This is a genomic window from Curtobacterium sp. VKM Ac-2884, assembly GCF_015350945.1.
Taxonomy (GTDB): domain Bacteria; phylum Actinomycetota; class Actinomycetes; order Actinomycetales; family Microbacteriaceae; genus Curtobacterium.
This window is the reverse complement of record NZ_JADKSA010000003.1, coordinates 624,148-636,944: the sequence shown is the minus strand read 5'-3', so window position 1 is coordinate 636,944 and position 12,797 is coordinate 624,148. Positions and strand designations below refer to the sequence as shown.

Sequence of the window (12,797 nt, the reverse complement as noted above, 5' to 3'; positions counted from 1 at the left end):
TGATATGTACAGAGCAGGAAGAGGTACGCATGCAGTTGGTCGTGCGCGGCACGTCCGCACCACTCGTCGGTGAACTCGACGTCCCGGTCTCGAAGTACCACGCGCACCGCGCGCTGGTGCTCGCGTCGCTGGCGAAGGGGACGAGCATCGTCTCCGGCATCAGCGCCACCCGTCAGGTCGAGTGGACCGTCGGCACGCTCCGCGCCCTCGGCGTCGACGTGCGGCGTCGCGGGGACGAGTACCACGTCACCGGGCTGGGCGGCCGGTACGAGGCCACCGACGTCGTCGACCACGGGTCCCGTGGCGCCGACGGCATCCTGAACATGGGGTCCTCCGGCACCACGCTCTACTTCATGACGGGTCTGGCGTCGCTCGCCGACGAGCCGATGACGCTCGTCGGCATGAAGTACTTCCAGCGCCGGCCCATCAAGGCACTGCTGACCTCGCTGGCCCAGATGGGCATCGAGCTCGAGGCGACCAACGACTGCCCGCCCGTGACCGTGCAGCCGAAGCGCCCCCGCGGCGGCGACGTCACGATCGCCGGCACCCTGTCGCAGTGGGTCTCCGGCCTGCTCCTCGTGGCGCCGTTCGCCGAGCAGGAGACCCGGATCCACATCACCGGCGACCGGCTCAACGAGCAGCCCTACGTCGAACTGACCGTTCGGATGATGCGAGAGTTCGGCCTGACGGTCGAGGTCTCCGACGACTGGCTCGAGTACCGGATCCCGGCGAACCAGCAGGCCACCCCGCACGACTACGTCATCCCGCCGGACATCGGCTCCGCCGCGTTCGGCATCGCCGCGGCCGGCATCCGCGAGTCGAACCTGCTCCTGCGCGGCATGACGGCCTTCACCACCGCCGAGACCGACCACCCGGAGAGCGAGTTCCTCGACCTCGCGACGGCGATGGGCGTCCCGATGCGGATCGACGAGGAGACCGGGTTCGTGCGCATCGAGCACGACGGTTCCCCGCTGCGACCGCTCGACATCGACTGCCAGCCGATCCCCGACCTGCTACCGGTCCTGTCGACCATGGCCACCTTCGCCGAGGGCACCACCCGGCTCTGGAACGTCGCCCACATCCGGTTGAAGGAGTCCGACCGCGTCGCGGCGATGCTGCAGCTCAACCGCATGGGCGGCCAGGCCGAGCAGGGTGCCGACGAACTCCGCGTCACCGGTGTCGGGGCCGCGGGACTCCACGGCGCGCAGATGTCGTCGTTCAACGACCACCGCGTGCTCATGTCACTCGCCGTCGCCGCCTCGAAGGCGCGCGGCACCTCGGGGCTGACCTACCCGCGGGCCTACCGGATCTCGTACCCGACGTTCCTGGAGGCGATGAACTCCGTCGGCCTCGACATGGAGGTCGGCGACGCCCTCGCCGCGCAGATCGCCCGCGACGACCGGGCCGACGCGGCCGAAGCCGCCGAGATCGCCGACGCACGCACCGACCTCGGCGAGCGCACCGAGGGCGAGCGCACCGACGGTGAGCGGGCCGACGGTGAGCGGGCCGACGGTGAGCGGGCCGACGGTGAGCGCACCGACGGCGGGCAGCAGCCGGTCGCTCCCACGACCCCGGAGCCGCTCGCGCTCGCCGGTGTCGACGCCGACCCCCTCGTGCTGAGCGAGAAGGTCCGCACGCTCGCGACGACCGATCCCGACGGCCTCGCGGTCATCGAGGTCGGCGGCGCAGCACCCGTGCACACCACGTGGCGGGAACTGCAGGACGAGGCCGACAAGGTCTCCGCGCTCCTGCTCGAGCTCGGGGTCCGTACGGGTGAGTCGGTCGCCATGCAGCTGCCGAACTGGCGCGAGTTCGTCTCCATCACCCTCGGGGCGATCCAGATCGGGGCCGTCGCGACGCCGATCATGCCGGTGTTCGGTCCGCGCGAGACGACGATGACGCTCGCCCGGTCCCGCGCCCGTGTGGTGTTCCTGCCGAACGTCTTCCGCAAGCGCCGGCCCGCGCTCGAGCTCCTCGACGTCATCGACGAGGCGAAGGCCCAGCAGCGCCGGCTGTCGGTCGAGCACGTGATCGTGCTCCGGTCCGAGGCGCGCGGCCAGGTCGACGCCCCGACGAACCAGCCGCCGCTGCCGGCCGACGCCCTGGACCGGGTGGCCACGAGCGACTGGCACTGGCGGTACTTCGACAACGCCCTCGACGCCGTGCACGTGGACGTCGACGAGATCACCGCTCGTGCGCCGGGCCCCGACGACGTCTGCCAGTTGCTGTTCACGAGCGGCACGACGGGGGAGCCGAAGGGCGTGCAGCACCCGCACCGCACCCTCGGGCTGGCGACCGCCATGCACGTCGCGCAGTCGGGCTTGACGAGCACGGACCGGATCTACATCCCGTCGCCGCTCGCGCACCAGACCGGGTTCCTGTACGGCATGCTGCTGGCGTTCCGGCTCGGTGCGCCGCAGGTCATCCAGCCGGTGTGGGACGGCACCGTCGCGCTCGAGCAGGCGTTCGGCGTCGCGCAGGCGTCGTTCGTGCAGTGCGCGACCCCGTTCCTGACCGATCTCGTCGACCTGGTCGAAGCCGGCGCCGCCCCGCCCGAGTCGCTGCGGATCTTCGTGCCGACCGGTGCCGCCGTGCCGCGGGCCCTCGCCCAGCGGGCCGCGACGGTGCTCGGCACGGCCATCCTCGGCGCCTTCGGCACGAGCGAGACCTGCCTCGGCGCCCTGTCCAGCCCGAGCGACGACCCGGCGGCAGCGTACGGGCACGACGGCCGCGCGCTGCCGGGCATCCGGATCCGGATCGTCGACGACGAGGGCCACGAGCTCCCCGCCGGCACCGAGGGCAACTTCGAGCTGCACTCGCCGACGATGTTCGACGGCTACCTCGACCGCCAGGACCTGACCGACGACGTCTTCACCGACGACGGCTGGTACCGGACCGGCGACCTGGCGAAGGTCGACGCGAACGGCTTCCTGTCGATCACCGGCCGGATCAAGGACGTCATCAACCGCGGCGGTGAGAAGATCCCGGTCGTCGAGATCGAGAACCTGCTCTACCAGCACCCCCTGGTCACCGACGTGGCGATCGTCGCGATGCCGGACGCCCGACTCGGTGAGCGTGCGTGCGCGTTCGTCGTGCCGGCTGCCGGTGCCGAGCGGCTCGACTTCGCGGCGATGCAGCGGGCGCTCGACAAGGCGGGCGTGAGCAAGTACTACTGGCCGGAGCGGCTCGAGTACATCGACGAACTGCCGCGCAACGCCGTCGGCAAGGTCCAGAAGAACGTCCTGCGCGAGCAGGCGGCCGCGCTCGTCGCGACGAAGGAGAACTGAGAGATGACGATGGTCACGGAGCCGGACACCGAGACGGCCTTCCAGCAGCTCAAGGCCGAGGTCACCGAGTGGGTCCGGGGCCGTGGTGAGGAGTGGGCCGACGAGATCGAGCGCACCGGCCAGGTCGCCCCGGAACTCTTCCAGGAGCTCAAGGACAAGGGGTGGCTGTCGCTCGCGGCGCCGACCGAGCTCGGCGGACGGGCCATCCCGTTCTCGCGCTACCTCGAGGTCATGGAGATCGTCTCGCGTTCGCACGCGTCGATCCGCATGCTCGTGCACGTCATCAACGGCACGTGGCGCGCGATGGCCCCCTACGCGACGCCGGAGCAGATCGAGCAGGTCGTCAAGCCGAGCGTCGCGGGCGACAAGCTCGTCGCGTTCACCCTGACCGAGGCCACGGCCGGCACCGGCGCGGACATCCGCACCACCGTCCGCCGCGAGGGCGACACCTACGTCATGAACGGTGAGAAGCACCTCATCACGTTCGGTGTCAAAGCCGACTACTGGCTCATCGCCGCGCGGCTCGAGGGCACCAGCGGTCAGGACGGCACGGTCGCGTTCCTCATGCCGAACAGCGGGCTGCCGGGCGCCGAGGTGATCGACGACTCCGACACCATGGGCATCCGGGGCACCGACCACGCGATCCTGCGCTTCACCGACGTGCCCGTGCCGGCCAGTGCGCTGCTCGGCGCCGAGGGCCAGGGGCTCGAGGTCGCGCTCGGCGGCTTCCTGCTGCCGAGTCGCGTGTCCGTCGCGATGAGCGCCGTCGGCCTGGCCGAGCGTGCGAACGAGCTCGCCGTCGAGTACGCGAACAAGCGCGAGACGTTCGGCAAGCAGCTCTCCAGCCGCCAGGCGATCCAGTTCTACCTGGCCGAGAACTACGCCGACATCGCCGCCGCCCGCGCCCTCGTGCTCGAGGCCGCGCGCGCCTACGAGGAGGACCGCCCGGACGCCGGCACGCTGTCGAGCGCCTCGAAGATGGTCGCGGTCGACATGCTCGCCCGCGTCACCGACAAGGCCCTGCAGGTGCACGGCGGCCAGGGCTACTGGAAGCGCAACGCGATCGAACGCGTCTACCGCGACGCGCGCGCACAGCGCTTCGAAGAGGGCACCAACGAGATCCAGAAGCTGGTCGTCGGCCGCGCCGTCGTCACCGGCAAGGCCGGGTTCTAGACAGCAACCACCCACCGGACGGGAGGCCCGTGGCGGGCCCGCCACGGGCCTCTCCCCATCGACACGGCCCGGACGCCGCTGGCGCGTCGCCCGGGAACCGGCGATGTGGGCCCAGTCCGTCCCCCACCCACGCACGCAAAGGACCGCAGTGACCGACAACACCAACGCACCCATCGCACTGATTACGGGCGCTTCGCGCGGCATCGGCCGCCTGCTCGCGCAGAAGCTCGGCCAGCGCGGCGTGACCGTCGTGGTCACGTACAAGGGCAACGCCGACCTGGCCGAGGAATCCCTGGCCGACGTCAAGGCCGCCGGCGGCGACGGGATCACCGCGCAGGTCGACATCGAGCAGCCGGAGTCGATCGACGCCCTGTTCGACCTGGTGCGGGACACCTACGGTCGCCTCGACCACTTCGTCGCGAACGCCGCCGCCAGCGCGTTCAAGCCGGTCAAGGAACTGAAGCTGCACCACCTGGACCGCAGCTACGCCACGAACGCCCGCTCGTTCGTGCTCGGGGCGCAGCGTGCCGCCGAGCTGATGGACCGCGGTGGGCGCATCGTCGTCGTGACCTCGTACGGATCGCTCCGCGCGTTCCCGACCTACGCCGCGCTCGGCGCCGCGAAGGCCATGAGCGAGTCGTACATGAAGTACATGGCGGTCGAGTTCGGTCCGCGCCAGATCACGGTGAACGCGGTCAACGGCGGGCTCATCGACACCGACTCGCTCGAGTACTTCTACACGAAGGTCCCGGGCCAGGCGCCGATCGACTCGGTGTTCGAGAAGCTCCCGCTGCAGCGCCCCGGCACCGCCGACGACATGGCCGACGCGGTGGACTTCCTGCTCTCCGACAAGGCCGGCTACATCACCGGGCAGGTGCTGTCGGTCGACGGCGGCCTGACCGTGATCGCCCCGCCGTTCTGGGCGGACACGACGTCGCCGCTGCGCGACGCGGTGCTCCCTCCGGCAGAGTAGGGGCATGAGCACCGTCGCCCTGCCCGAGCTCGCCGTCGTCTCCTCGCCGTGGACACTCGGCCCCCTGACCCTGCCCAACCGGGTGGTCATGGGGTCGATGCACACCGGACTCGAGGTGCACGACGACGGTGGGGCCGGCATGGCGGCGTTCTACCGCGAACGTGCTGCCGGCGGTGCCGCGTGCATCATCACCGGCGGCATCGCGGTGAACGACGAGGCCCGTGGTGGCCCCGACTTCGCCGTGTTCGGTGTCGGGGGAGCGGACGAGCGGTTCCGCGCCGCGGTCGACGCCGTGCACGAGGAAGGCTCCACGATCCTCGCGCAGCTGTTCCACGCCGGGCGGTACGCGCTCGCCGCGGGGATGGTCGACCGGCACGGGGAGCCCCAGCGCGTGGTGGCACCGTCGGCCCTGCCCTGGGCGGCCGCCCGTGGCGTGGTGCCGACCGAGCTGACGCCGGCCGAGATCGAGCGCACCATCGAGGACTTCGCCGCCGCGGCCCGGTCCGCGCGCGACATCGGGTTCGACGGCGTCGAGATCATGGCGTCCGAGGGCTACCTCATCAACCAGTTCCAGTCACCGCTGACGAACCTGCGTGACGACGAGTGGGGCGGTTCGCCGGAGCGTCGACGGCGCTTCACGGTGTCGGTCGTCGAGGCCGTCCGTGCAGCGGTGCCCGACCTGGCCGTGACGATCCGGCTCTCCGGCGCCGACCTGATGCCCGGTTCGTCGACCGAGGACGACGTCGACGCTCTGGTGCACGACCTGCTGCCGCTCGGGCTCGACGGCATCTCGGTGGGGATCGGCTGGCACGAGTCCCGCACCCCGACCGTGCAGGCCGCCGTGCCGCACGGTGCCTGGCTCGCCTACGCCACGCGCATCGCCGGGGTCGTGCGCGCCTCGTCGTACCCGGACGTCCGGGTGATCGCGTCGAACCGGATGACCGACCTGCGCGACGGTGAGACCGTCCTCGCCGACGGGATCATCGACGCCGTCGCGCTCGCCCGACCGTTCCTCGCCGACCCCGCGCTCGTGAACCGGTCGCTCGCGGGCCGGTTCGCGCTGGTGAACACCTGCATCGGCTGCAACCAGGCGTGCCTCGACCGCTCGATCATCGGTGCGCCGGTGTCCTGCCTGGTGAACCCGCGCGCCGCCCGCGAGGTCGCGTTCCCCGCACGTCCGACCACCGACCCGAAGCGCGTCGACGTCGTCGGCGGGGGACCGGCCGGTCTCGCCGCAGCCGTCGACGCCGCCCGACGCGGCCACCGCGTCACCGTGTGGGAAGCCGCGGACCGGCTCGGCGGCCAGTTCGGCCTCGCCGCGCTCGTGCCCGGCAAGGAGGACTACGCCGCCACCGTGCGGGCTGCCCGCGCCGAGCTCGACGAGCGCGGGGCCACGGTGCACCTCGGCCGCCCGGCCACGCCCGCGGACCTGGCCGACAGTGACGCCGTGGTGCTCGCCGCCGGGGTGGTCCCGCGCGACGTCGACGTCCCCGGTGCACACCTGCCGCACGTCCTGTCGTACGAGCGGGCACTGCGCGAGGGCGTGCCCGCCGGCACCGTCGCGATCATCGGCGGCGGCGGCATCGGCGTCGACACCGCAGCGTTCCTGACCGAGTCGCCGGACGAGTCGGTCCGCGCCACCGAGTTCGCGGCGCGCTGGGACCTCGACGTCTCCGAGGAGCTCGTCGGCGACGTCCCCCAGCGGCTGCCCGCCGCGTCGCGCACGATCCGGCCGGGCTCCGACGTCACCGTGCTCCGCCGATCGGGCAAGTTCGGGCAGGGCGTCGGGATCACCTCGCGCTGGGTCGCCATCGGGCGCCTCCGTGACGCAGGGGTGCGCATGGTCGGTGGCGTGCAGGAGTACCTGCGCATCGAGCCCGGTGCCCTCTGGATCCGCGACGAGCACGGCGAGGAGCGTGCGATCCCGGCGGACAACGTCGTGGTCTGCGCCGGGCAGGAACGCGCGATCGACACCGAGGGCGACGTGCGTGACGGACTCGTGACGGGCCTCCAGGCCGCCGGTGTGCCGTTCGCCGTCGTCGGCGGCGCACGCGACGCACGGAGCGTGGACGCGGTCCGCGCGACGTCCGAGGCCCTCGAAGCGGTCCGGCGACTCGCGCCGTAGCGCGTCGGCTCGCATCACGGCCCGGAATCTGTAAGAATGAACGGTCGAATCGCCGCAGCTCGACCCTCTATCCAGCTGTGAGCGATCTCTCTCGAGCTTTCACCGTGTGTGCCCCCACGCCCGCGGTTCCAGTTCAACCACAACGTAAGCAAACAGGAGCAATTGTGGCTGTCAAGATCCGTCTGAAGCGTCTCGGTAAGATCCGTGCGCCCTACTACCGCATCGTCGTCGCCGACTCGCGCACCAAGCGCGATGGTCGTGTCCTCGAGGAGATCGGTCAGTACCACCCGACCGAGGAGCCCTCGGTCATCAAGATCGAGTCCGAGCGTGCGCTCTACTGGCTCGGCGTCGGCGCGCAGCCGACCGAGCAGGTCGCGGCCCTCCTCAAGCTGACCGGCGACTGGGCCAAGTTCAAGGGCGAGAAGGACACCGCGTCCAAGGTCAAGGTCGCCGAGCCGAAGCAGGCCTTCCAGGTCGACTCCTCGAAGAAGGCCGTCCTCAAGCCGAAGTCGGAGAAGACGGCCCCCGCCGCCAAGACCGACGACGCCGAGACCGCCGACGAGACGACCGAGGCGTAGTCCTTGCTCGAATCCGCGCTGACGCACCTCGTCAAGGGGATCGTCGATCACCCTGACGACGTGCGCGTCGCCAGCTCCACCTCCCCGCGGGGCGAGGTCCTCGAGGTGCGCGTGCACCCCGAGGACCTCGGCCGCGTGATCGGTCGTGCCGGGCGGACCGCCAAGGCACTCCGCACCCTCGTCTCGGCCCTGGCCGACGGCAAGCGTGTGCGGGTCGACGTGGTCGACACCGATTCCTAGGGAGACGACCCAGCTCCGGGTGGGTCGAATCACGAAGGCACACGGGCTCAAGGGCGGCATCAAGCTCGAGCTCTACACCGACGACCCGGATCGTCGGTTCACCCCCGGTGCCACGTTCACGCTCCAGGTCCCCGACGATTCACCGTGGTCGGGCAAGACCCTCGAGCTGGACGAGCTCCGCTGGTACAACGGTCACCCCGTCGCGTTCTTCGCCGGGATCGACGACCGCACCGGCGCCGAGTCGCTCGCCCGGATCATCCTCTGGGTCGAGCAGGACGCCGACGCCGAGACCGGCGAGGACGACGCCTGGTACGACCACCAGCTGGTCGGGCTGAAGGTGCTGCGCGACGGCGTCGAGGTCGGCACCGTCGCCCGGGTCGACCACATGCCGGCGCAGGACCTGCTCGCGATCGACACTCCGTCGCGCGGCGAGGTCCTCGTGCCGTTCGTCGCGGCGATCGTGCCCGCGGTCGACATCGCGTCCGGCACCGTCACGGTCACGCCGCCGCAGGGCCTGTTCGAGGACCCCGAGGACACCTCCCGGCCCGAGACGGTCACGGACTAGCTGCCGTGCGGATCGACATCGTCACCATCTTCCCGGAGTTCTTCTCCGTGCTCGACGTGTCCCTGCTCGGCAAGGCCCGCTCCGGTGGGCTGCTCGACCTGCACGTGCACGACCTGCGCTCCTGGACGACCGACCGGCACCGCACCGTCGACGACACCCCGTACGGCGGTGGCGCCGGCATGGTGATGAAGCCGGAACCGTGGGCACAGGCGCTGGACGCCCTGCTGCGGTCGGACGGCTCGTCGACCCTCGTGGTCCCGACGCCCGCCGGCACGCCGTTCAAGCAGTCCATCGCGCGCTCGCTCGCGTCGACCTCCGACCACCTCGTGTTCGCCTGCGGGCGGTACGAGGGCATCGACGCCCGCGTCTTCGAGTGGGCGGCGTCACGCTGCTCGGTCGTCGAACTCTCGCTCGGCGACTACGTGCTGAACGGCGGCGAGGTCGCGGCGATGGCCATGATCGAGGCCGTCGGGCGACTCGTCCCCGGCGTCGTCGGCAACCCCGAGTCCCTGGTCGAGGAGTCCCACGAGGACGGCCTGCTCGAGTACCCCTCGTACACGAAGCCCGCTTCCTGGCGCGACCACGACGTGCCCGAGGTGCTGCTCAGCGGCCACCACGGCAAGGTCGCTGCGTGGCGGCACGAGCAGCAGGTGGAGCGGACGCGGCGCGTTCGGCCGGACCTGCTGCCCGACTCGTAGCGCCTTCCTGCCCCCCCCCGAGACTCGGGCTGAGCGACAGTTCTCGCGGTCGCGATCGCGAGAACTGTCGCTGGGCATGAGACTCGGCTCCGCCGTTTCGGACTGGAGGCGCGGGGCGGGCCCGCACCGCGCCTCCAGTCCGTCAGGCGGTCGGGTCGGCGCGCTGGGCGCGACGCAGGGTCAGGACCTCGGGTCCGGCCTCGGTGACCGCCACCGTGTGCTCGACGTGCGCTGCGCGCGAGCCGTCGACGCTCCGGAGCGTCCAGCCGTCGTCGTCCTGGTACAGCTCGTCGGTGCCCTGCATGAGCCACGGCTCGATCGCGACCACCAGGCCCGGCCGGAGTTTCAGACCGCGCCCGGGTCGCCCGTCGTTCGGCACGTGCGGGTCGCCGTGCATCGTGTGACCGACACCGTGCCCGCCGAACTGCAGGTTGACGCTGTAGCCCGCCTGCTTCGCCACGTGCCCGATCGCGTGCGAGACGTCGCCGAGCTTGTTGCCCGGAGCAGCCTGTGCGATGCCGGCTGCCAGGGCGCGCTCGACGGTCGAGATGAGCGTCTGGTCCTCGTCGCGGGGCGTCCCGACCTGCACCGACACGGCGGAGTCCGCCACCCAGCCGTCGACGCTCGCGGCGAAGTCGAGGCTGACGAGGTCGCCGTCCTGCAGCACGTGGTCGAACGGCAGACCGTGCAGCGCCGCGTCGTTCACCGAGGTGCACAGGTTCTTGCCGAAGGGCGACTTGCCGAACGAGGGGTGGTAGTCGACGTAGCAGCTCTCGGCACCCCGGTCGGCGATCATCCGCGCGGCGACGCGGTCGAGCTCGAGCAGGTTCACGCCGACGTCGACGGTGTCGAGCAGTTCGTCGAGGACGTCGGCCACGAACCGACCGGCGACGCGCAGGCCGTCGAGTTCCGTGGGGGTTCGCAGTTCGATCATGGGTCCATCCTCGCTGTTTTGCCCCCGGCGTTCCGTGTGGCAGTATGGACCGCTGTGCCCTGGCTGGACTCTGCCACGGGGGAGTCGCCGACACCGGGCACGCACCACCACTTCATCAGACATCGATCCGCGGCGACCCGTGTGCGTCCGCAGAGAGTAGAACAGCCATGAGCCAGCTCCTCGACAACGTCGACGCAGCATCGCTGCGGACCGACGTCCCGGACTTCCGCGCCGGTGACACCATCAAGGTGCACGTGAACATCGTCGAAGGCACGCGCTCGCGTATCCAGGTCTTCCAGGGTGTCGTCATCGGCCGCCAGGGCCACGGCATCGGCGAGACCTTCAAGGTCCGCAAGGTGAGCTTCCAGGTCGGCGTCGAGCGCTGGTTCCCGGTGCACTCGCCGATCATCGACCACATCGAGATCGTCACCAAGGGCGACGTCCGTCGCGCGAAGCTCTACTACCTGCGCGAACTGCGCGGCAAGGCGGCCCGCCGCAAGATCAAGGAGAAGCGCGACGCCTGATCGCCTTCACAGTGAGCGCCCGCGAGCCGGACGCCGCTGCTGGCCCCTCGCCGATGTACGGTTGTGCATCGACGGGGGGCTTTCCCTTTGCGCCCGCTGAACCCGGGCGGGCACGGTGTGAACGAGAGCGGAAATGACGGACACGACTGAGGAATCCGGGCGCAGACCCCGGCCCGAGAAGCAGCGCAACGGGATCCTCACATTCCTCCGCGACCTCGTCATCATCTTCATCGCGGCGCTGCTCGTGTCGTTCTTGGTCAAGACGTTCCTGATCCGCTCGTTCTACATCCCGTCGGCGTCGATGGAGAACACGCTGCAGATCAACGACCGCGTGATCGTCAACGAACTCGTCCCGGGTGTCGTGGCACTGAAACGCGGCGACGTCGTGGTGTTCAAGGACCCGGGTGGATGGCTCGCCGGGTCCGAGGTTCCGAGCGTCACGCCGGACACCCAGCCCGCCAAGGCGATCGACTGGGTCCTGACGCAGATCGGCCTCGGGACGGGCGACAGCGACGACCACCTCATCAAGCGCGTGATCGGTCTGCCGGGCGACAAGGTCTCCTGCTGCAACGACCTCGGGCAGATGTCCGTGAACGGCGTCCCGATCAAGGAGCCGTACCTCAAGCTGCCGGCCGGCGCTCCCGCGTCGGCGACCGACTTCTCCGTCACCGTGCCGAAGGGCACCATCTGGGTGATGGGCGACAACCGGAACGACTCCAAGGACTCCCGCTACAACGGGGACACACCGTCGAAGGGGTTCGTGCCGTTGTCCGACGTGACCGGCCGCGCCTTCGTGATCTCCTGGCCGACGAGCCGCTGGACGTGGCTCGACGACCACCCCGAGGTGTTCGCCGGGGTGGAGGAGCGCGACCAGTGACCCCCGTCCGCCCCTCCCTCCGCGTCGAGAAGCGACTGCTGGCCGAAGGCCGTGTCACGGTCATCGGGATGGACGAGGTCGGACGCGGTGCGATCGCCGGTCCCGTCGGCGTCGGCGTCGCGGCCGTGACGATCGACGTCGGGCGGGTCCCGCAGGGTCTGGCCGACTCGAAGCTGCTGTCCGCCACCCGCCGCACGGACCTGGTCCCCGTCGTCACCCGCTGGGCGCGCACCGCCGTCGGCATGGCTTCCGCCGAGTACGTCGACCGGCAGGGGATCGTCCCGGCGCTCGGAGCCGCGGGGGCGCAGGCGCTCGAGTCGCTGGTCGCCGGTGGCCTGTCGCTCGACGGCGCCGTCGTCGTGCTGGACGGGTCCTTCGACTGGCTGACCCGTGCCGTCCCCGCCTCGCTCCGTCCGACGACGGACCCGCTCGAGGTCGTCGTGCAGGTCAAGGCCGACCGGGACTGCGCCTCGGTCGCCGCGGCGTCGATCGTGGCGAAGGTCGCGCGGGACGCCCTGATGATCGCGGCCCACGACGAGGCACCGCACTACGCCTGGGCGTCGAACAAGGGCTACGGCTCGACCGCGCACTACGACGCCATCCGCGCGGTCGGGGCGCACGCCCTGCACCGCAAGTCGTGGTTGCACCAGGCGTCGAGCGTGTCACTCGAGGGCTTCGACGCGCTCGTCAGCTGACCCGCGCCGTCGACCCCGGCCTGCCGCGGTGGCCTCGGCTCGGCTGTGGCTCGTGAGGTTCCGAAATCTCGGCGTCTCGGCGCACGCCCGGCGCCGCCGCGGAACCTCGGCAGAGGGCACGCGGCATG

At 70.9% G+C, this 12,797-nt stretch carries 12 protein-coding genes; 11 read left to right on the top strand and 1 reads right to left on the bottom strand.

The features are described from left to right. Nucleotides 1–29: 29 nt before the first annotated feature. From aroA to trmD, 8 genes are all read left to right on the top strand, one after another. Complete coding sequence (gene aroA, locus ITJ60_RS11270; RefSeq protein ID WP_194647954.1) at nt 30–3,287, top strand: 3-phosphoshikimate 1-carboxyvinyltransferase; 3,258 nt, start codon at nt 30–32, stop codon at nt 3,285–3,287. Nucleotides 3,288–3,290: 3 nt separating this feature from the next. Continuing rightward, complete coding sequence (locus tag ITJ60_RS11265; protein ID WP_194647953.1) at nt 3,291–4,460, top strand: acyl-CoA dehydrogenase family protein; 1,170 nt, start codon at nt 3,291–3,293, stop codon at nt 4,458–4,460. Between the two features lie 148 nt (nt 4,461–4,608). Beyond that, nucleotides 4,609–5,433, top strand: coding sequence for an SDR family oxidoreductase (locus ITJ60_RS11260; protein WP_205462609.1), 825 nt, complete (start codon nt 4,609–4,611; stop codon nt 5,431–5,433). Between the two features lie 4 nt (nt 5,434–5,437). Then, the gene (locus ITJ60_RS11255) at nt 5,438–7,558 is read left to right on the top strand and encodes an FAD-dependent oxidoreductase (protein WP_194647951.1); all 2,121 of its coding nucleotides are present in this window, start codon (nt 5,438–5,440) and stop codon (nt 7,556–7,558) included. Nucleotides 7,559–7,722: 164 nt separating this feature from the next. After that, nucleotides 7,723–8,136, top strand: coding sequence for a 30S ribosomal protein S16 (gene rpsP, locus ITJ60_RS11250; RefSeq protein ID WP_111086066.1), 414 nt, complete (start codon nt 7,723–7,725; stop codon nt 8,134–8,136). 3 nt (nt 8,137–8,139) lie between these two features. Next, nucleotides 8,140–8,376, top strand: coding sequence for an RNA-binding protein (locus tag ITJ60_RS11245; protein ID WP_111086067.1), 237 nt, complete (start codon nt 8,140–8,142; stop codon nt 8,374–8,376). Nucleotides 8,377–8,395: 19 nt separating this feature from the next. Then, on the top strand, nt 8,396–8,941 hold the full coding sequence (gene rimM / locus ITJ60_RS11240; protein WP_123294799.1) for a ribosome maturation factor RimM: 546 nt from the start codon (nt 8,396–8,398) through the stop codon (nt 8,939–8,941). 5 nt (nt 8,942–8,946) lie between these two features. Next, the gene (gene trmD / locus ITJ60_RS11235; RefSeq protein WP_194647950.1) at nt 8,947–9,639 is read left to right on the top strand and encodes a tRNA (guanosine(37)-N1)-methyltransferase TrmD; all 693 of its coding nucleotides are present in this window, start codon (nt 8,947–8,949) and stop codon (nt 9,637–9,639) included. Between the two features lie 142 nt (nt 9,640–9,781). Here the strand turns inward: trmD and map are convergent, their stop codons facing one another. Beyond that, entirely contained in the window at nt 9,782–10,573 is a 792-nt protein-coding gene (map, locus tag ITJ60_RS11230; protein WP_194647949.1) for a type I methionyl aminopeptidase, read from the bottom strand. Between the two features lie 167 nt (nt 10,574–10,740). On the opposite strand from map, the gene rplS reads away from it, so the two are divergent. From rplS to ITJ60_RS11215, 3 genes are all read left to right on the top strand, one after another. Further along, nucleotides 10,741–11,097 (top strand): 50S ribosomal protein L19, encoded by a 357-nt coding sequence (gene rplS, locus ITJ60_RS11225; protein ID WP_123339832.1) that lies wholly within the window; start codon nt 10,741–10,743, stop codon nt 11,095–11,097. A 133-nt stretch (nt 11,098–11,230) separates the two neighbouring features. Further along, nucleotides 11,231–11,974 carry a signal peptidase I gene (gene lepB / locus ITJ60_RS11220; RefSeq protein ID WP_111086070.1) on the top strand — a complete coding sequence of 248 codons (744 nt, stop codon included), beginning with the start codon at nt 11,231–11,233 and terminating at the stop codon, nt 11,972–11,974. Next, nucleotides 11,971–12,669 (top strand): ribonuclease HII, encoded by a 699-nt coding sequence (locus tag ITJ60_RS11215; RefSeq protein ID WP_123937691.1) that lies wholly within the window; start codon nt 11,971–11,973, stop codon nt 12,667–12,669. Before lepB ends, ITJ60_RS11215 begins: the two co-directional genes overlap by 4 nt. The last annotated feature ends 128 nt before the right edge of the window (nt 12,670–12,797 follow it).

Excerpts from the sequence above, each read along its gene's own strand:
- aroA (WP_194647954.1), top strand. The coding sequence starts at position 30 with ATGCAGTTGGTCGTGCGCGGCACGTCCGCACCACTCGTCGGTGAACTC.
- ITJ60_RS11265 (WP_194647953.1), top strand. The coding sequence starts at position 3,291 with ATGACGATGGTCACGGAGCCGGACACCGAGACGGCCTTCCAGCAGCTC.
- ITJ60_RS11255 (WP_194647951.1), top strand. The coding sequence starts at position 5,438 with ATGAGCACCGTCGCCCTGCCCGAGCTCGCCGTCGTCTCCTCGCCGTGG.
- map (WP_194647949.1), bottom strand. The coding sequence starts at position 10,573 with ATGATCGAACTGCGAACCCCCACGGAACTCGACGGCCTGCGCGTCGCC.
- rplS (WP_123339832.1), top strand. The coding sequence starts at position 10,741 with ATGAGCCAGCTCCTCGACAACGTCGACGCAGCATCGCTGCGGACCGAC.
- lepB (WP_111086070.1), top strand. The coding sequence starts at position 11,231 with ATGACGGACACGACTGAGGAATCCGGGCGCAGACCCCGGCCCGAGAAG.